14 protein-coding genes are annotated in these 19,593 nt (G+C 70.1%); 3 read left to right on the plus strand and 11 right to left on the minus strand.

What is annotated here, in order from left to right:
* Positions 1-6: 6 nt before the first annotated feature.
* Entirely contained in the window at positions 7-2,064 is a 2,058-nt protein-coding gene (locus tag J7I98_RS26495) for a SpoIIE family protein phosphatase (protein WP_214926833.1), read from the minus strand.
* Between the two features lie 128 nt (positions 2,065-2,192).
* Positions 2,193-4,613 (minus strand): SpoIIE family protein phosphatase, encoded by a 2,421-nt coding sequence (locus J7I98_RS26500; RefSeq protein ID WP_214926906.1) that lies wholly within the window; start codon positions 4,611-4,613, stop codon positions 2,193-2,195.
* A gap of 245 nt (positions 4,614-4,858) precedes the next feature.
* Between J7I98_RS26500 and J7I98_RS26505 the strand changes: the two genes are divergently transcribed.
* On the plus strand, positions 4,859-5,314 hold the full coding sequence (locus tag J7I98_RS26505; protein WP_251021208.1) for a DUF4383 domain-containing protein: 456 nt from the start codon (positions 4,859-4,861) through the stop codon (positions 5,312-5,314).
* 1 nt (position 5,315) lies between these two features.
* Here J7I98_RS26505 and J7I98_RS26510 read toward each other — a convergent pair whose 3' ends face one another.
* The 4 genes from J7I98_RS26510 to J7I98_RS26525 form a co-directional block, all read right to left on the minus strand.
* A complete protein-coding gene (locus tag J7I98_RS26510; protein WP_308377942.1) occupies positions 5,316-6,320 on the minus strand; it encodes a M28 family peptidase in 1,005 nt (334 codons plus the stop codon).
* A 91-nt stretch (positions 6,321-6,411) separates the two neighbouring features.
* Positions 6,412-7,281 (minus strand): geranyl diphosphate 2-C-methyltransferase, encoded by an 870-nt coding sequence (locus J7I98_RS26515; RefSeq protein WP_251021209.1) that lies wholly within the window; start codon positions 7,279-7,281, stop codon positions 6,412-6,414.
* A 52-nt stretch (positions 7,282-7,333) separates the two neighbouring features.
* The gene (locus tag J7I98_RS26520) at positions 7,334-8,734 is read right to left on the minus strand and encodes a family 2 encapsulin nanocompartment cargo protein terpene cyclase (RefSeq protein WP_214926835.1); all 1,401 of its coding nucleotides are present in this window, start codon (positions 8,732-8,734) and stop codon (positions 7,334-7,336) included.
* A gap of 35 nt (positions 8,735-8,769) precedes the next feature.
* The gene (locus tag J7I98_RS26525; protein WP_214926837.1) at positions 8,770-10,188 is read right to left on the minus strand and encodes a family 2B encapsulin nanocompartment shell protein; all 1,419 of its coding nucleotides are present in this window, start codon (positions 10,186-10,188) and stop codon (positions 8,770-8,772) included.
* 335 nt (positions 10,189-10,523) lie between these two features.
* Between J7I98_RS26525 and J7I98_RS26530 the strand changes: the two genes are divergently transcribed.
* Positions 10,524-10,820 (plus strand): antibiotic biosynthesis monooxygenase, encoded by a 297-nt coding sequence (locus tag J7I98_RS26530; protein WP_214926839.1) that lies wholly within the window; start codon positions 10,524-10,526, stop codon positions 10,818-10,820.
* 37 nt (positions 10,821-10,857) lie between these two features.
* Here the strand turns inward: J7I98_RS26530 and J7I98_RS26535 are convergent, their stop codons facing one another.
* A complete protein-coding gene (locus J7I98_RS26535; protein ID WP_214926841.1) occupies positions 10,858-12,117 on the minus strand; it encodes a glycoside hydrolase family 16 protein in 1,260 nt (419 codons plus the stop codon).
* Between the two features lie 176 nt (positions 12,118-12,293).
* Positions 12,294-13,067 (minus strand): LysR substrate-binding domain-containing protein, encoded by a 774-nt coding sequence (locus tag J7I98_RS26540; protein ID WP_214926843.1) that lies wholly within the window; start codon positions 13,065-13,067, stop codon positions 12,294-12,296.
* A 58-nt stretch (positions 13,068-13,125) separates the two neighbouring features.
* Between J7I98_RS26540 and J7I98_RS26545 the strand changes: the two genes are divergently transcribed.
* The gene (locus tag J7I98_RS26545) at positions 13,126-13,530 is read left to right on the plus strand and encodes a DUF5997 family protein (protein WP_214926845.1); all 405 of its coding nucleotides are present in this window, start codon (positions 13,126-13,128) and stop codon (positions 13,528-13,530) included.
* A gap of 379 nt (positions 13,531-13,909) precedes the next feature.
* On the opposite strand, the gene J7I98_RS26550 is transcribed toward J7I98_RS26545, so the two are convergent.
* From J7I98_RS26550 to J7I98_RS26560, 3 genes are all read right to left on the minus strand, one after another.
* The gene (locus tag J7I98_RS26550) at positions 13,910-14,851 is read right to left on the minus strand and encodes an NAD-dependent epimerase/dehydratase family protein (RefSeq protein ID WP_214926847.1); all 942 of its coding nucleotides are present in this window, start codon (positions 14,849-14,851) and stop codon (positions 13,910-13,912) included.
* Positions 14,852-14,934: 83 nt separating this feature from the next.
* Positions 14,935-15,336 (minus strand): hypothetical protein, encoded by a 402-nt coding sequence (locus J7I98_RS26555; RefSeq protein WP_214926855.1) that lies wholly within the window; start codon positions 15,334-15,336, stop codon positions 14,935-14,937.
* Positions 15,337-15,656: 320 nt separating this feature from the next.
* Positions 15,657-19,034 (minus strand): pyruvate carboxylase, encoded by a 3,378-nt coding sequence (locus J7I98_RS26560; protein WP_214926857.1) that lies wholly within the window; start codon positions 19,032-19,034, stop codon positions 15,657-15,659.
* Between the last annotated feature and the right edge of the window lie 559 nt (positions 19,035-19,593).

Here is a 19,593-nt window from a genome sequence, read left to right on the forward strand (position 1 = left end):
GAGGGTTCACGTCCGCAGGGTGCGGGCCAGGAGCACCGCCACGTCGTCCTGCGCGGAGCTGGGCAGCAGGTGTTCGAGGATGCCGTCACAGAGAGCTTCCAGCGGCTGTTCACGGTGTCTGAGCGCCTGCGCGAGCCGGTCCATGCCTTCGTCGAGGTCGCTGTCACGGGCTTCGATGAGTCCGTCGGTGTACAGGACGAGCAGGCTGCCGGGGGGCAGCGGCACCTGCTGGGTCCGGAAGTCCTGACCTCCCGTGCCCAGGGGCACGCCCGGCGGGCCGTCGAGGAACGTGACCCCGCCGCCGGCCGTGGCCACGGCCGGCGGCGGGTGGCCGGCCCTGGCGACGACGCACTGGGCGGTTGCCGGGTCGTGGACGGCGTAGATGCAGGTCGCCATTTCGTCCTCCCCCAGGTCGGCGACGACGGCGTCGAGGGAGCGAAGCATCCGGTCAGGGGGGATGTCGTGCCGGGCGAGCGTACGTACTGCTGTGCGCAGTTGTCCCATGACGGCCGCCGCATGGATCCCGTGGCCCATCACGTCCCCGATGACGAGTCCGGTTCTGCCTTCCGCCAGTGGGATGACGTCGAACCAGTCGCCGCCGACTTCGTGGTCGCTCGCGGGGAGGTAACGCCCGGTGAGTTCGAGTCCGGTGACATCGGGCAGAAGGCTGCTCGTCAGGCTGCGCTGCAGGGTGAGGGCCGCCTCACGCTGCCTGGTGTACATCCGCGCGTTGTCGATGTTCAGCGCCGCGCGCGCGGCGAGTTCGTCGACGAGTACGCAGTCCTGCTCGTCGAACGGCTCCCGGGTACGGAGCCGTGTCACCACGACCGCGCCGAGCACCGTGCCGCGCGCGACCAGGGGGATCAGCCGCGCGGAGCCGAGGGTCGTGAGGTAGTCACGCAGTCTGCCGGCGCCGGGGTCGGTGATCAGCGCCGGGACGTCCGACTCGTACAGGTTCATGGGCAGCCCGTCGGCGATGACCCGCTCGTACACCGAGCCGGGCGGGATCTGCATCGTCATGCCCGGCGCCAGTTTCGCCGTGGGAGCGGACGGATCGGGGAAGACTGCCGCAATCCTGCGGACGACGCCGTGGGTGGACGCGGCGGCCTCGTCCGGTTCCAGGACCTCTTCCAGCAGTTGTACGTCGGCCGAGTCGGCGAGCTGCGGCACGAGCAGCTGCACCACCTCCTCGGCGGTCTGTCGCAGGTCAAGGGTGGTACCGATCCGGGTGCCGGCCTCGGCGAGCAGGGCGAAGCGGTGCTGGGCCCTTTCGGCCTCGATCTGCGCCTGCTGGCCTTCGGTGATGTCGATGAGGGAGGCGATCAGTCCCAGTCTGCGGCCGGCGCTGTCGAGCAGCGGGGCGTAGGAGCAGGACCAGGTCCGGTCGCGGTCGGGGTCGGCGGCGGTCCGGCCGGTCCGGCGGGCGTCGACGACGGGCGTACCCCGGTCCAGGACCTGCCGCATCATCGCCTCCAGCGCCGTGGCGTTGACGCCGGGCACCACCTCGGTCAGCCGCTTGCCCAGGTGCTCGGCGGCGGAGACACCGTTCATCCGGGCGAGGGCGTCGTTGACCCGCAGAAACCGCAGGTCCGGGCCGAGGGTGGCCAGGCCGATGGGTGACTGGGTGAAGAGGCTCTCGAGGGCGGCCAGCGAGTCCCGCATGCGCAGGACCTCGGAGGTCTCCACGGCGATCAGCAGCGTGCCCGCTCGTCCCTGCGGGTCGGCCGCCGGGACGATCCACATCTCCATCGTCACGTAGTGGCCGTCGCGATGCCGCACGGGCAGGGTTCCGACCACGGTCTCACCCGCCTGGACCCGCCGCGTCAGCTGATCGGCCAGTTCCCGGTTGGCGTCGGGGACCAGCAGGGATGTGGCGCGGCGGCCGATAACGTCCTCGGGCTGATGGCCGAGCAGGTCGCGGGCGGCAAGCGACCACTCCGTGATGCGTCCTTCCGCGTCCTCGCGCCACAGCGCGATGGGAAGCAGTTCGCGGAGCACACCCGCGTACCCGACAACCGCCGGGGGCTGCTCCGGCGCCTCGCCCGCCGACTGGTGTGTGTCCAACGCATCGACCTAACCCCGGGAGGGCGCATTTCCTATGAAAACACCTTATCCGAGGCGTCAGTACGGGGCGCTTCGTCGGCCGTTCTTCCACCTTCCCCCCGCACGGCCGCGGCCCGCCGATCCAGGCGTCAGGGGGCGGATGGCGGCAGCGGGGTTTCGGCCCAGACCTGTTTGCCGCCGCTCAGCGGTACCGAGCCGTAGGACGCCGAGACCGCCTCGACGAGCAGGATGCCGCGGCCGCCGGTCGCGTCCCAGTCGACGATCGTCGGTTTGACGGGCGTACGCGGCGACGAGTCGCTCACCGCCACCCGGAGGCGGTCGCCGGCGAGTGTGAGGTCGAGGCGCACCTGGCCCTTCGTGTGCACCAGGGCATTGGTGACCAGCTCGGAGACGATGAGCAGGACCGCGTCGCGCTGCTCCGGCACGTTCCAGGTGCGCAGTGTGCGGGAGGTGAAACGGCGCGCGTGCGCGACGGCGTCGGGGAGCCGCCACACCGTCCAGCCGGCCCGGAGCGGCCGGTCTCCGATTCCGTCGTAGCGCAGGAGCAGCAGGGCCACGTCGTCGTCGCGCCGGTTGGCGCCGCCGAGCAGTTCGTCGGCCATCCGCCCCGCATCGGACGGGTCGGCGGTGGAGAGTGCGTCACAGACGCGGCGCATGCCCTCTTCCAGGTGGAGGCTGGAGGACTCGACCAGGCCGTCCGTCAGCAGGGTCAGCACCGCGCCGGGGGCCAGGGCGACCGCGGTCATCGGAAATTCGGCCTCCGCGAGCACCCCCAGCGGAGGCCCGCCTTCGAGCGCCAGTTCCTGGGTGCTGCCTTCGGGGGTGCGCAGCAACGGCGGCAGGTGGCCCGCCCGGACGCACCAGGCGTTGCCCTCCTCCATGTCGATGGCGACGTAGCAGCAGGTGGCGAAGAGGTCGGTCTCCATGCCGACGAGCAGGCGATTGGCACGGGAGACGACCACGTCGGGCGGGTGGCCCTCGACGGCGTACGCCCTGATCGCCGTACGCATCTGGCCCATGATCGTGGCGGCGCCGGCGCTGTGTCCCTGTACGTCCCCCACGACCAGCGCCACATGGTTTTCGGAGAGCGGGATCACGTCGTACCAGTCGCCGCCCACATCGAGGCCCACCGTCGCCGGCAGATAGCGGGCGACGGCCACTCCCCCGGGCAGCTGCGGAAGCTTGCGCGGAAGCAGGCTGCGCTGGAGCATCGTGGCGAGCTCGTGCTCGGCGTCGAACGAACGGGCGCGCACCAGGGCCTGCCCCACCAGGCCGGCGGTCGCGGTGAGCAGGGACCGTTCCTCGGGGCCGAACTCGTGCGGCTCGTCCCACCCGACCAGGCACACGCCGACCACCCGCCCCTCGGCGGGGAGCGGCAGGACGGCGAGACCGCCGGGGCCGACGCCCGCGATGCCCGGTTCGAGGGCGGAGCCGGCCGTCCACAGGCTCGGGCGGCCCTCGCGCACCGAGGCCTTCAGCGTGGGCAGGGCGGCGACGGGCGCATCGGGCCACTCGGAACGCCATTCGGACCGCCAGAGCTCCGGCCAGGCATCGGCCTCCGGCGGGTCGAGGACCGTAACCACCAGCCGGTCCGCTTCGAGTCCGGCGAGAGCCACCCGATCGGCTCCCAGCGGGTCGCGCAGCGCGGCGACCACCGCCCGGCTGACGTCCCGCACGGCCGTCGCACCGGCCAGCGCGACGGACAGCCGCTGGACCATGGAGACCTCGTCGGCGCTGGGCCGCAGATTCGAGGCGTCGGCGACCACACCGAGCAGCCGCTCCGGCTTGCCCCCGCCGTCCGCCAGCAGCCGGCACCGCAGGCGCAGCCAGCGCAGTTCGCCGGTGGGGCGGCGGACACGGAACTCCAGTTCCCGGCCGCCGGAGGCCATATGGCCCGGCTCCACGATGGACATGAGCGCGGGCAGGTCGTCGGGGACGGTGTGTGCCAGCAGGGTCTCGACGCGTCCGTCGAAGTCGTCCAAGGGGATGTCGACGAGGTCGAGCACGTGGCCGTCCGCGTCGATCTTTCCGCTGCTGAGGACCAGGGTGAAGAAGCCGACATGTACACAGCCCAAGGCGGGGCCCCGTACCGGCCGGGGCTCGGTACGGCCGACGGTGTGGGTGATCGGTTCGCCGACCGCTTCGAACCATGCGGTGACGTGGTCGGCGTAGAGCTCCAGGAGGTTGCGCCGTTCGGCGTCGAAACCGTGGTCGGCGTTGTCCACGACGACCAGGCAGCCCAGTGGACGGCCGCTCGTTCCGAGCGGCAGTGCGCCCAGCGAAACGCCGGCGGGCAAGGCCTCCCCGGGGCTCTCCTCACGGATCGCCCGAATGGTCCGGTTGTAGACGGCCAGCTCCGCCGCGTTCAGCCACAGGGGCCGCCCGGCGCGGAAGGCGTCCACGACGGGGCCACGACCGGACAGCGGGTAGCTGGGCGGCAGCCCGTACAGGGCACCGGATTCTCCGGCCCATTCCGTCAGTCGCAGGCTGTCGTCCCTCTTGTCCAGCACATAGACAGCTGTCAGCGATGCCCCGCCGAATACCCGCATCTGCTCTCTCACAGCCCGCAGCGCCCCCGTAGCCGAGACCACTGTCTTCGCTCCGGCAGGGCCGCCCTCCGAGATGGCCTGCCCACCTCTTGACGCGCACCTTGCCAGTCAGTTCCAGCCTAGGGAAGGCGGGCGACATGTGCGGTCTTCTGCGGGTGTCGGCGGCCGGCAGGGGTACAAGCGGGGCGAGTATCCGGAAAGGGGCGGGCCCGACGGGGGCCCCTCTGCGAGAAAGGCATCCGTTCATGAGCAGCGTTCACCGTATGCCGCCGACCGCCCGGACCCGTGTGCAGCAGGCCGCACTGCTGGTGGGCGCGGTCTTCCTGCTGGTGGGCGTCCTGGGCTTCATCCCGGGGATCACCACCGACTACGACACGCTGGAGTTCGCCGAGCACGACTCCGAGGCCGAGCTGCTGGGTGTGTTCCAGGTGTCGGTACTCCACAACATCGTGCATCTGCTGTTCGGTGTCGCGGGCGTCACCATGGCCCGGGCCGCGACCACCGCCCGCATGTTCCTCATCGGTGGTGGTGTCATCTACCTGGCGCTGTGGGTGTACGGCCTGATCATCGACCACGACAGCGACGCCAACTTCGTACCCGTCAACACAGCTGACGACTGGCTGCACTTCGGCCTCGGCCTCTTCATGATCATCCTCGGAGTGGTCCTCACCCGCGGCGTCCGGCCCGGCGCCGAGCGCTGAGTCACCAGGACGCCGCGGTGGCGGCGGTCGCGACGGCGACAGCCGCCAGACGCCCGTAATCGAGGGTGTCCGGCGTGTCGGTCGGCCGGTGGTAGTTGGGGTTCCGGAAATTCGCCGTACCGGTGAGCATCAGGGCCGGAATCCCCGCGTTCCAGAAGGACGCGTGGTCGCTGCGGTCGAGGTGGATCAGCGGGGGCGCCGCGAGGCCGGCGAGCGCGCCCAGCAGGCCGTGCGGACGCGGGTCGCGCAGGGTGACGGCGGGCAGCCGGGGCTCCGCGGCCTCCGCTGCCCGGCGCCACAGGGAGGCCGCCGCCGCGGTCGAGCGCCGGTGGACCACAAGGGTGAAGTCGCCCCGGTGCCCGCCCGAACGGACCCGGGCGGCCACACGGGGAAAGGCCGCTGCGAAGCCGGCGGGCATGAGCTGGGTTCCGGGCCCGGTCGCGAAGAAGCCGACGGACTCCAGGCAGATCATGCCCGCGACCTGCCGGGTGCGGCGCAGCTGCCGGGCTGCGAACCGGGAGCCGATCATGCCCAGCTCCTCCATGTCGAAGAACAGGAGGGTGACCGCGGGAGGCCGCGGCAGCCCGCCGAGGAGCCGCGCGATCTCCAGCAGCGCGGCGACTCCGGAGGCGTTGTCGTCGGCGCCGGGGCTGCCGTCGACGGTGTCCAGGTGCGCTCCGACGACCACGGTGGGCCGGTCGTCGGCCCCCGGCAGCTCAGCAATGAGGTTCGCGCCGGTCAGTCGCCGGTGCAGGCGGAGCTGGAGCGCGATCGCCCGATCGCCCTCGCGATCGGTGCCGCCCAGTCGCCACCGTACGTCGAACGGCTGCCGCTCGGTCCGCCAGCCCGCGGCGGCCAGTTCACGCATCACATGGGCCTCGGCGCGCAGCATGGCCTCGGGGGCGCGGGTGCGGCTGCGCGGGCGGTCGGCGAGGAATTCCACGTCGTGCCGCAGGCGCAGCGGGTCGGTCCGCCGGTTCAGTTCACGTACGAGCGCGAGCACCACGGTTTCATCCTCCTCGGATCGGACCGATCCTGCGAAAGCCCCGGGCCGGAAGCCCGGGGCTTTCGCGCGTGCCGTGCCGTCCGTGGGCGGTTCAGACCCGGTCGGCGGCGATCAGCAGGTAGTGGAAGCTGCCTTCCTTGTACGCGGTCAGGAACGGGTCCTCGATGCCGGTGGCCACCGAGCACTTCTCACGCAGCTCCCAGTACGGGATGGTCTGGGCGGTGAGGTCGACGACATTGATCGGGACGAGGCTGTTGGCGGCCATGGCCTTGAAGTAGTCGCTGCGGGGATGAATGTTGCAGGTGTAGTGCTCGTCGATGCGGCTGACGGCCTTCGACCGGCCCCCGGTGACATCGTTGTAGCAGCCGGTGATGCAGACGTACCGGCCGCCGTACTCCAGAAGGCGGGAGAACTCGCCGTAGAGCTCGAACAGGTCCACGTACATGGTGGTTTCGTTGGTCCAGATACCCCGGCGCGAGCCCGTGGCCAGGCCCGTGTCGAGCATGTTGCGGAAGTGGAACTTCACCCGGTCGGCGACACCCCGCTCCTTGGCCTGGGAGTTGGCGAAGCCGACCTGGTACTCGGAGATGCTGACGCCGTCCACCTGACAGCCGAAGCGCTGGTTGGCCATGAAGCTGGTGCCGCCCCGGCCGGAACCGGCGTCCAGCAGGCGGTCCCCCGCGCCGATGTCGCCCAGGTGGTCGAGGAGAACCTCCGCCTGGGCGGTCTCCAGGCGGTGCAGCTCCTCGATGATGCGCTGGTCCCGGGTCGCCTCGGGGCCTTCCAGGACGGAGGGGTCGTAGTCGCCGATGCCGTAGTGGTGGTGGTAGAGGCCGTCGACCTCGCCGAGGCGGATGTTGACGGGGTCCTTCTCGGTGTTCCAGTACTCGGCGACGGACTTCTGGTACTCGGTGCGCAGAACGCCGTCCATTGCGGCGATTTCCGTCTCGGTCGTGGGCATGGTGGGGGGCTCCTTGCGTACTGAGAGGGGGAAGGATTACGGGGTGACGAGGTCAGCCGGCTGACGCGTAGCGCGCGCTGGTGGCGTGCCATTCGCGGTTGCCGCCCACCCAAGCCCACGTTCCGGCCAGGAAGCGGCGCAGCTCCGGGGAGCCGATGAGGGCGAGGGCGGAGGCCTCGGCCTCGTACGTGTGCATCAGCTCGTCGTGGATCTCGACGCTGCGCTCGACGGCTTCCTGCAGCGAGCACTTCTCCTCGGCCGCGATCAGCATGGGCAGGCTGAAGTCCGTGGGATCTTCCTTGCCCATCGAGTACAGATCATTCATGAGCACGGTCGCGGTCCCGGCCAGGTTGAACGCCCGCCGCACCCGTGGGTCGGAGAACTCGGCCATCGGGACCTCGTAGCCGTCGATGGCGTCGACCAGCACCATGCACGGGATGAAACTGTTCTCGTGACGGTGCATCAGGTACTCCCAGACCGGCGGGGTCTGGCCGTTCGTGTGCCAGTTCGCCTCCTGGTTGTACGCGACGAACATGATGGCCAGCTCATGGCGGAGCCGGCGCACCTGGGTCGTCGTGGCGTACCTGGCGAGGTTGTCGAGGCCGGAGCGCAGCGCCTTCGCGACGGGGTCCTTCTGCACCACCTTCTCCAGCTGCGGCGCGTAGCGCAGCGGGAGTTGGGCCTGGTCGATCACCGAGTGGCAGATGGCGAGACGCTGGCCCACGAGGTCGTGGCGGGCCTCCTCGACCTCTCCGTCGACAATGTGGTCGTCGACGGCCCACTCGGCCAGTCCGCACTTCGCCGCCGCCAGCAGCCGGTCGGGGTCGTCGGTGTCAGGATGGGCGAGCATCATGAGGCGGCCGAAGTTGGCCGAGCGGACCTTGTCGAGCTGGCCGGGGTAGATCCCGACCTCCTCGGCCCACACGACCAGCCGCTCGTTGACCAGCTCGCCGAGGGCGGGGTCGTCGCGGCCCGCCGGCGGGCAGTACAGCGCCGGGGGCGCCGGCCTGTCGGCGGGAGCCCGCTCCGGCCCCCCGCCCCCGAGGCGGGCGGCCGAGGTGCCGAGACCGGTGGGGCCGCCGAGCACGGGGAGCCCGGCGGTCACCTGTTCCGTGGGCACCACGGGCATCCGGGGTTCGACGACCCGCACGCCGGGCCGCATTGCGCGGGCGGACGCCGGGCGGACCGGGGCCTCGGAAGCCGGCAGGACGGGGGCCTCGGAAGCCGAGGGGATCAGCACCCTGGCTGCCGAGGTGCCGAGCCCGGAGGGCCCGCCGAGAACCCGCCGTAGGTCCGGGCCCGCGGCCGCCGCCGAAGAGGCCGCCGCCTGCATCGGCTCAGGCCCGAACAGATTCCCCCTTCCCGGGCGTACCGGGTCGGACAGCAGGGCGCCCACCAGCCCCGCCACTTCGTGCTCGGCGGCGGAAGCAGACATCCGGGACAGCAGTGACACCGCTTCAGCCCTCCTTCACCGGTGGAATCGGACACTCAGGCACGCGGACGTACCTCGACGTTCTCCAGGATCCCGATCGCGTCCGGGACGAGAATGGCCGCGGAGTAATAGGTGCTGACGAGGTACGAGATAATGGCCTTCTCGTCGATGCCCATGAACCGCACATTGAGGCCGGGCTCGACCTCGTCGGGGATCCCGGTCTGGTAGAGGCCGATGACGCCCTCATTGTCCTCGCCGATACGCATGGCGATGATCGACGAGCTCTGGTGCTTGGTGACCGGGATCTTGCCGCACGGGAGGATCGGCACGCCCCTCCAGGCGGGGATCTGGTGGCCGTCGACATCGACGCTGCCGAGCGAGAGGCCCCGCTTGTTGCACTCCTTGCCGAACGCCGCGATGGCGCGCGGGTGCGCGAACATGTACCGGGTGCCGCGGCGCATGCTCAGCAGGTCGTCGAGGTCGTCCGGGGTGGGCGGTCCCGAGTGGGTCTGGATGCGCTGGTCGAATTCGGCGTTGTGGAGCAGGCCGAATTCGCGGTTGTTGACCAGCTCGTGTTCCTGGCGCTCACGCAGTTCCTGGATGGTGAGCCGCAGCTGCTGCTGGGTCTGGTTCATGGGCTGGTTGTAGAGATCGGCGACCCGGCTGTGCACCTTCAGCACGGTCTGGGCCACGCTCAACTCGTATTCGCGGGGCTTGAGTTCGTAGTCCGCGAACGCGCCGGGCAGGGTCGCCTCGCCGACGTGGCCGGCACTGAGGTCGATCGCGGCCTCGCCGGACTTGTTCACCTTGTACCCGTTGGAGCTCAGCGCCCGGACGTGCTCCCGCAGCTTCTCGTACTGGCCGGCCACCGCCTTGTATGCCGCCTGCGGCAGCGCGAGGATCGTGACCCCGGTCGCGGCGCGGGCGGTGAACTCCCACTTGCCACCGGCGCCCGCCAGCACGTGACCGCCGAAGCTGTCGCCGTCGCCGAGGCGGCCCAGGATGGTCTCGTCCCCGTACTTCCCGGCGCCGACCTTCTCCACCTTGCCGTGCGCGATCAGGAAGATCTGATCGGCCTTCTTGCCCGCGTTCACAATGATCTGGCCGGGCTCGTACTCCTTCTGTACGAACTTCTCGGCCAGCGCACCCAGGGCCGTGGAGTCGTCGAACCCGCGCAACAGCGGCAGTTCGGCCAGCTCGGCAGGGATGACCTGCACCTTGGAGCCGTTCTTGATGAACGTCACCCGGCCGTCGCCGACTGTGTACGACAGGCGACGGTTCACACGGTAGGTGCCGCCGGGCACATGAACCCACGGCAGCTTCCGCAGCAGCCACCGCGAACTGATGCCCTGCATCTGAGGTTCGGACTTGGTCGTCGTCGCGAGATTTTTCGCGGCCGCCGTGCTGAGGCTCTGCTGTACTCGCTCCACTTGCGCCGCGATCGCATCCGCGGGCGCACTCGTCTCGACCGACATCGGTCGCCTCTCCTCTTCCGCCACTGTCCGGCCGGACAACCGGACACAATTACTCTATGTAGCGGCAACGGGTGCCATCATCACGTTCAGTGACCGACGCGCCGGGCGGAGAGAAGCACTCCGCCCGTCACCGTGCGCCCCCTTTCGCACCCCCGTACCCCCCCCCGGCCTCAGGTACGGCCGTCACGGTGTACTCACCGCACGGGCAGAGCAATGGCCCCCGGCCCTGCGGCTTTCCCGGCCCGGGACCGCGCCGGAGGCGGCAACGGCGGGACGGACCTACGGTGGATCCAGAGAGCGCCGTCACGGAACCGGCGTTCCGGAGGGAGGCTGCGATGCAGGAGCACTTCGTCTGGGTGACAACGCGCCGCATCAGGCCGGACACGTTGGAGGAGTTCGAGACAGCATGGCGGCCCGGCCCGTTCCCCCAGGGCCTGCTCCGCGCCTTCGCGTACTGGTCCGAGGACGGGCAGGAGATCACCGGGGTGTCGTTCTGGGAATCCGAGGAGGCGTGCGACGCCTGGCGGGGCTCCGAAGCGGAGAGGCGTCGCCGTGAGGCCATGGCCCCGTACGTCGTCACGGAGCGGGAAGGCTTCTATCGCGGCGGCGAACTCGCCGTCCCCGTACGGTAGCCGGACCCGCCGGAGAGCCGACGTTGCAGTCCCGCGGTCATCGGGCCACAGTCCACTTCTGGTTGGCGGCCCCGGTGCAGGTCCAGATCTGCAACCGGGTGCCGTTGGCCGAGCTGCCGCCGCCGGCGTCCAGGCACTTGTCGGCCTGCGGGTTGACGATGTCCCGGGCCGCGGGGACGGCCCACTGCTGGGCGGCCGAGCCGTTGCAGTCCCACAGCTGGACCGGCGTGCCGTCGGCGGTGCCTCCCGATGTCACGTCCAGGCACTTGCCGAGCGCGCGGATCGTGCCGTCGGATCCCGCGCTCCAGCGCTGGGCGTCGCTGCCGTTGCAGTCGTAGAGCTGTACGGGTGTGCCGTTGGCGTTGTCGGCGCCGGCCACGTCCACGCACTTGCCACCGACGCCGGTGATGGCACCGCCGCCACCCGACTGACCGCCTTCGGTGCTGACCCGGACGTAGTCGACCAGGAGCTGCTGGGGGAAGACCGTGCTGCCGTCGGGGTCTCCGGGCCAGTAGCCGCCGACCGCGAGGTTGAGGATCAGGAAGAAGGGCTTGTTGAAGACCCACTGCCGTCCGCCGAGGTCGGCGGGGGTGCGCCGCTGGTACACGGTGCCGTCGACGGACCAGGTGATCGCGTTCGGGCTCCAGTCGACGGCGAAGGTGTGGAAGGCATCGGCGAACGCCTGGCCGCCGGGCAGCGTGTAGGCGGCGCCGATGCCGCCGGAGCCGGAGTAGCCGGGGCCGTGGAGGGTGCCGTGGACCGTGGACGGCTCGAAGCCCACGTTCTCCATGACGTCGATCTCGCCCGAGCCCGGCCAGCCGACATCGCCGATGTCGTTGCCCAGCATCCAGAACGCGGGCCACATGCCCTGCCCGCGCGGGATCTTCATCCGGGCCTCGACGCGGCCGTACGTCGTGGTGAACCTGCCGGCCGTGTTCAGCCGGGCGGAGGTGTACTCGCACCTTCCGTACCAGCACTGGTAGTTGCCCGGGTTCTCACGGCGGGCGGTGATGACGAGATGCCCCTGGCCGTCGAGTGCGGCGTTGCGGTTGCCCGCGGTGTAGTACTGCCGCTCATGGTTGTTGATGTTGTCGCCCGTCTCGACCTGCCACTTACCGCCGTCGACGGAGGAGCCCGCGGGCCCGTCGAACTCGTCGGAGAACGTGACGGCGGCGGCTGCGCGGGGCTTCGCCGCGGGCTGGGGCGCTCCCTGCGCCAGTCCGGAGGACAGGGCCGCGAGGGCTACGACCGGGACGAGGGACAGCAGAAGGCGTCGGGGTAAGCGCGGGGAGTCCATGACTCTCCCTTCCAGGAGCACTGCTATGGCATGCATATGACAAGCATTTGCGCCGAGTGGGGTGGGGGGTGAGAGGTCGACCTGACGGGTACTCAGTTCACTACGTGATTTAAGAAGTGAACGAAAAGACTGTCAAGGACTTGGTATGGACCAAATTTATGAATGGAAGCCGCTGGCTACGGCCGGCGGCGAGGTTTGCCGCGCTTGCCGCCTTTAGGGCTGCCAGATCCACTCCGCAGGCTCTTGCCGGTCGGCTTCCCGGTCGACTTCCCGGCCGCGGGCTTCCGCCGTGCGCCGCGCGTATCGGGGGTCTTCCGCTTCGGCTCCGCCGGGGCCTGGGGGCGCCCCCGCGTGCTGTTGACGGTCCGCCCGCGGACGATCCCGATGAGCTGCTCCACCAGGTCGGTGGTTTCGTCCTGCGGCCACGACAGCGCGACGCCGGACTGGGGGGCGTCCGATACCGGCCGGTATGTGAGGTCCTTGCGGCGGTGCAGGCGGGCGAGCGACTGCGGGACGACGAGTAGTCCCACTCCCGCCCCCACCAGTTCGATGGCGTCCGCCGTCGTGGCGGGGCGTTCCTTCGCGGGCACTCCCGGCCGGTGCTCCCAGTCGAGGGTGTCGTCGAGGGGATGCAGCACGATGTCGTCGGCCAGATCCTCGGCGGACACCTCGTCGACCGACGCCACAACGTGGTCCTTCGGGACCACGACCACCGACGTCTCGGTGTAGAGGGGGATCGCGCTGAGAACTTCCCGGTCGACCGGCAGCCGTACGAAACCGGCGTCGGCACTGCGGCTCCGCAGCACGTCGCACGCTTCGGCGGCGGACACCGCGACGAGAGTCAGTGGGATTTCGGGCAGCCGCTCGTTCCAGATCCGCACCCACTTCGTGGGCGTCACTCCCGGGACGTACGCCAGCCGGAACGAAGGGGTTGCTTCCGAGCCTGTCACTCCGCCAGGTTACCGGTCGTGGTCGGAGGTAGCTCACACGCTCGATACCCTTGACACCATGACGTCGCACCAGACCACCCAGACGATGAAGCCCGCGACCGCGGCAAAGAAGCTGGGTGTGTACCTCGAGGCCACCCCCGCCGAGTTCCAGGAGGGTGTCGTCTCGCGCACCGAGCTGAACGCCCTGCAGTCCGACCCGCCCGAGTGGCTGCAGGAACTGCGACGCAACGGCCCGCACCCCCGGCCGGTGGTCGCGGCGAAGCTGGGCATCTCCATCGCGGGTCTCGCGCGTGGCGGAGTCACGGAGCCCCTCACCACGGAGCAGATCGACGCGCTGAAGACGGACAACCCCGAGTGGCTGCAGAAGGAGCGCGCCACCCAGGCCGAGGTCCGCAAGGAAGCGGTCCGCATCAAGGAGCAGAAGGCGGAACGAGGCGAGCAGCCCCGCCGACCGCGTTCCTGACCGCCACGCCCCGGACGGCCGAAGCCTCCGTACCACGCGCGGTGGTGCGAGCGGCTGTCCCCCGGTTCGAGGAACAGCACAAAGCCCCGGGACCATGAGGACCCGGGGCTTGTCCGTTCACTCTCCGTGCGCCAGGTTCAACGACCTGGGCCCGCGTTGGTCACTTGCCGGCCGGTTGCGGCGGGGTGGCTACGGTACGCCTTGAGAACGCGCAGGTCAGGCTGTTTGCCCGGGCCATTGTCTGATCACCTGCAAGGTGGTGACGCCATATCCCCAGGCTCAGAACGCGTTCACGCCGGCGATTTCGCTGGAAAGTTCCCAGAGGCACGAGGCTGCGTGGGGATCGGTGGCCCAGGGCTTGACCTGCCGATGAGCAGTGTCACCCGGCGGTGGCCAGTCGCTCACGCCACCAGTCCACCGTCACCTTGACCTGCTCATCGACGGGGGTGGCTCGTACCGCAAATTCGGCTTCGTAAGCGCTCGAATCAACTACAAATGGACGGTCGAACTGATAACGGATCTCCTTGAGTTCGCGGATCAGCGGGGAGAACACCGACACGACACCCAGCACGGCCGACGGCAGCCTGCGCACCGCGACCGGCCCCGTTTCCGACTGAGCGGCAAGGCGGTCGACCATCTCCCGGGTGGACAGGGCCGGCTCCGTCGGAACGTGCCAGGCCCGTCCCCAGGCCCGTTCCTCGCCGGCGACCTCGACCAGGGCCCTGGCGACATCGGGGAGGTAGCTCCAGCTGTGCGGGGCGTCCGGGTCCCCGAGCGTGGAGACCGGCTTGCCGCGCAGCAGTCGCGGCATGACCCGCGCGGCCAAGTGCCCGCCGTCGGTCACGCCGGGCCCGAAGAAGTCCGAGGCCCGCACCTCGACCGCCTTGATACGACCCTGCTCATGGAGTTCCCGCGCCCGCTCCCAAACGGCGGCGCGCACCTGCCCCTTGGGGCCGGTCGCCGCGAGCGGCAGTTCCTCGGTCATGGGACTGTCGACCGGACCGTACCCGTAGAGGTTGCCCAGCATGACCAGGACTGCCCCGGTCGCCTCGGCCGTCGCGCAGACCGACGCGGCCAGCGGCGGCCATTCACTCGCCCAGCGATGGTAGGGCGGTGAGCCACAGCCGTAGATCGCGGCCGCGCCCTGCGCGACGTCGATCAGTCGCTTGCTGTCCGTCGCGTCCAACGCCACATGCTCGATGCCGGGCTCCGGGCTTCGGCCCGACTTGGTGACGACGCGTACCGAATGCCCCTTTTCGGCCAGCAGCCGAGCAGTGGCCGCCCCTGCGGGACCGAAACCCATGACGATATGAACGCTCACGCACGCACATTAGCGCGAGTGTGTTCCGATGTTGTGTCCGGAACCAGGTCGTAGACCGGTCCCACGGACTCCGGCAACAAACCTTAGGCACCGTACCGGGGCGGATGCAGTCGGCTGAAGCCCGCCTGCAGGGTGTGGAGGGTGACGGTGCCTCCGCCGAGCATCTCGGCCTTCTGGCGGAGCTGGTCCACGACTACCTGGCTCGGCCGGCCGTACACGTCGATGGACCTCATCCGGATGAACGCACCGAACGCGCGGAACTTCGGTCCGCCGAGCTCCATGTGGAGTTCCATCGACGCCGAATCAGGATGGACGGCCACCACGGTCATCGTGGAATCCGACTCATCGATGTAGAAGTGGTAGGCGATCAGCTGCGGCTCGCGCGCCTCGACGAACGCGGCCAGGTCGCGCATCCCGTTCTTGACCTCCGCGAGCCTGCCCCCGCGGATGTCCGAGCGGTCGACGTAGTAAATGGGTTCCGCCATGCCGCCTGAACCTATTGCCGGAAGCCCGCTTGGTCCGGCCGGCACGCGGTCCCCTCCTGTTTTCTTTCCCAAAGCGCCGGCCTCGGCCCGAGGGTGACGCCGATCCGGTTGCCGGCGCCGCCCGTGCTGCCCGTATCACTGGCATCAGCGCACCCGCCCCCGCGGTTTCAGCGCCACCGGCGGGAGCGGGCAGGCGGTCACCGGCGTAGCCGTGGACCTCGCCGAAGCGGGTGCCCTCCATGCCGACCGACTTCCGTACGCGGGCGGGCGGCCCAGGAACCTCACCCGGGCCGGCCGCGTACGCCCGCACGAAGCAGGCGTCAGCCGATCTCGATGAGGAGATCGCCCGCCTCGACCTGCTGGATCTTTCCGATCGCCAGCCGCGCGACCGTGCCCGCGCACTGGGCGGTGATGGAAGCCTCCATCTTCATCGCCTCGATGGTGGCCACCGTCTGACCCGCCGACACCGAAGAGCCCTCCTCCACCTGGAGCGTCACGACGCCGGCGAACGGCGCGGGGACATGCCGGTCGTTGCCGCGCTCGGCCTTCTCCGCGGCCTTGACCTCGGTGGCGACGGACTTGTCCCGCACCGACACCGGGCGCAGCTGGCCGTTGAGCGTGGCCAGCACCGTACGGAAGCCCCGCTCGTCGGCCTCGGAGATCGCCTCCAGCTCGATCAGCAGCGTGACACCGGCCCCCAGGGTGACCGTGTGCTCGGCGTCCGGCTCCAAACCGTAGAAGAAGTCCTGCGTGGGCAGTACGGACGTATCGCCGTAGGCCTCGCGGTGGGCTTCGAACTCCTTGGTCGGGCCGGGGAACAACAACCGGTTCAGCGTCGCCCGCCGCTCCCGGCCCAGTCCCTGACGGTCCTCGTCCGACAAGGTCGGGGCCTGGGCCTGCTCGGGGCGGCCCTGGAGTGCGCGCGTACGGAACGGCTCGGGCCAGCCGCCGGGCGGGTCGCCGAGCTCGCCGCGCAAGAATCCGACCACCGAGTCCGGAACGTCGAACTTGCCGGGGTCGGACTCGAAGTCGGCCGCCTGGACCCCGGCTCCGACCAGGTGCAGGGCGAGGTCTCCCACCACCTTCGAGGAGGGGGTCACCTTGACCAGCCGGCCCAGCATCCGGTCGGCGGCCGCGTAGCAGTCCTCGATCAGCTCGAAGCGGTCGCCGAGACCGAGCGCGATGGCCTGCTGGCGCAGGTTCGACAGCTGCCCGCCGGGAATCTCGTGGTGGTAGACGCGCCCAGTGGGCGAGGCGAGCCCCGACTCGAAGGGCGCGTAGACCTTGCGCATGGCTTCCCAGTACGGCTCAAGTCCCCCGACCGCGTCGAGTGAGAGCCCGGTCGCGCGCTCGGTGTGGTCGGTAGCCGCGACGAGTGCCGACAGGGACGGCTGGCTGGTGGTGCCCGCCATCGAGGCGACAGCGGCGTCGACGGCGTCGACGCCCGCGTCGATCGCGGCGATCAGCGTCGCGAGCTGGCCGCCCGCCGTGTCATGGGTGTGCAGATGCACCGGAAGGTCGAAGCGCTCGCGCAGTGCGGTCACCAGGGTGCGGGCGGCGGGCGGGCGCAGCAGGCCGGCCATGTCCTTGATGGCCAGTACGTGCGCGCCTGCCTCGACAATCTGCTCCGCGAGGCGCAGGTAGTAGTCGAGGGTGTACAGCTGTTCAGCCGGGTTCGACAGGTCCGCGGTGTAGCAGAGGGCGACCTCGGCCAGCGCGGTGCCGGTGGACCGGACGGCATCGATGGCGGGACGCATCTGCGAGACGTCGTTGAGCGCGTCGAAGATCCGGAAGATGTCCATACCGGTCGCCGCTGCCTCGGCGACGAAGGCCTCGGTCACCTCGACGGGGTAGGGCGTGTAGCCGACGGTGTTGCGCCCACGCAGCAGCATCTGCGTACAAATGTTGGGCACCGCCTCCCGCAGGGCCGCGAGCCGCTCCCAGGGATCCTCGGCAAGGAAGCGCAGGGCGACGTCGTAGGTGGCGCCGCCCCAGCACTCCAGGCTCAGCAGCTCCGGTGCTGTGCGGGCGACATACGGGGCGACGGCCAGCAGATCGCGCGTCCTCACCCGGGTGGCCAGCAGGGACTGGTGCGCGTCACGGAAGGTCGTGTCCGTCACCGCGACGGCCCGCTGCGCACGCAGCTCCGCCGCGAACGCCTCCGGCCCGAGTGCCGCGAGGCGCTGCCGGCTGCCTTCGGCGGGCTGACTGCCCAGTGAGACGGGAGGAAGCTTGGCGGCCGGGTCGATGGCCTGGGGACGCGGGCCGTGGGGACGGTTGACGGTCGTCTCGGCGAGATACGTGAGCATGCGACTTCCGCGGTCGGCCGAGGGGCGCGCCCGGATCAGCTCCGGATGCTCGGCGATGAAGCTCGTCGTGACACGGCCCTCGCGGAAGCCGGGGTGGTCGAGCACGGCGCCCAGGAAGGGCAGGTTGGTCGCGACTCCGCGGATACGGAACTCGGCGATCGCACGCCGTGCGCGGCGGGCGGCGTTGGCAAAGTCGTGGCCGTGGCAGGTCAGCTTGACCAGCATCGAGTCGAAGTGGGCGGACACTTCGGCGCCGGTGTGGACGGTGCCGCCGTCGAGCCGTACACCGGGACCGCCCGGGGAACGGTACGCCGAGATGGTGCCGGTGTCGGGACGGAAACCGTTGGCGGGATCCTCAGTGGTGATACGGCACTGCAGGGCCGTGCCCGTGAGGACGATGTCGTCCTGCGTCAGGTGCAGTTCCGGAAGCGTCCTTCCCGCGGCGATCCGCAGCTGCCCGATCACCAGGTCCCGTCCGGTGACCTGCTCGGTGACCGTGTGCTCCACCTGGATGCGCGGGTTCATCTCGATGAAGACATGGTTGCCGCGCTCGTCGACCAGGAACTCCACGGTCCCCGCGTTGACGTACCCGATGTGCCTGGCGAACGCGACGGCGTCCGCGCAGATCCGCGCGCGCAGCACCGGGTCGAGATTCGGCGCGGGCGCGATCTCGACGACCTTCTGGTGGCGCCGCTGCACCGAACAGTCACGCTCGTACAGGTGGACGACATTCCCGTCTGCGTCGGCGAGGATCTGCACTTCGATATGGCGCGGGTTGACGACGGCCTGCTCCAGGAAGACGGTGGCGTCTCCGAACGCCGACTCCGCCTCGCGCATCGCCGCGTCGATCGCCTCCCGCAGCTCGGCGGGCTCGGCGACGCGCCGCATTCCTCGCCCGCCGCCGCCGGCAACCGCCTTGACGAACACCGGGAACCCGATGGAGTCGGCCGCGCCGACCAGCGCGTCCACGTCCGTGGACGGCTCCGACGACTTCAGAACGGGAACCCCGGCCTCCCGGGCGGCCGCCACTGCGCGGGCCTTGTTCCCGGTGAGGTGCAGTACGGAAGCGGGGGGCCCGACAAAGGTGATCCCGGCCTCGGCACACGCGGCGGCGAGGTCGGGATTCTCCGACAGGAAGCCGTATCCGGGGTAGATGGCGTCGGCACCAGCCCTGCGCGCGGCCTTGATCACCTCGTCGACCGAGAGATAGGCCCGCACCGGGTGGCCCTTTTCACCGATCTGGTACGCCTCGTCGGCTTTGGCCCGGTGGAGCGAGTTGCGGTCCTCGTAGGGGAAAACGGCCACAGTGGAGATGCCGAGCTCGAACGCCGCGCGGAAGGCGCGGATCGCGATCTCGCCACGGTTGGCGACCAATACCTTGCGGAACATCAATGTCCCCTGTCGTATGCGGGCGCGCGGCCTCAAAGTGGCGATGTCATTCCGTCTGCCGGGATCGGCATGCGCTGTTCCCGTGGACGGTACCGATCAGTAGCGGTGGCGTCGATCTCCCACCGACGGGAGCTACGTCACGCCGGTCGGAGCACGCGTCGGCACAGTCCTGGGCGGTGACCCCGGGGCGGGAGCTTCTTGCCCGGCTCCGGCCAGGTCGAGTCCACCGCCTTCCGCACCATCCGAAACGTCACGCCCGTCCAACGTGCTTAAGCACCTTCGCCCAGCGGGAGAGCCTGCCCGTCCTGTTCGCGGGCCTGGGTTATCGAGCAGCACCTGAGCGCCGAGATCGACACCCTCAGGTCGCTCACTTCCGTACGGGGCACGCGGCTGCCCCTCAGTGAGGGCCAGGTAGATGTTCTGTGCGGAACAACGCGCGCAGCGTGCGGCTGCCGGTGTTCTCCGCGATGGACCGCACCACCGCGCGCCACTCACTGCTCGACGGCCTGTTCCGCCCCGAGGACCACGTGGCGATCGTTGACGTCCTCCCCCAGCAGCA

This window comes from Streptomyces sp. ISL-98, from assembly GCF_018614055.1.
Taxonomy (GTDB): Bacteria; Actinomycetota; Actinomycetes; order Streptomycetales; family Streptomycetaceae; genus Streptomyces; species Streptomyces spiramyceticus.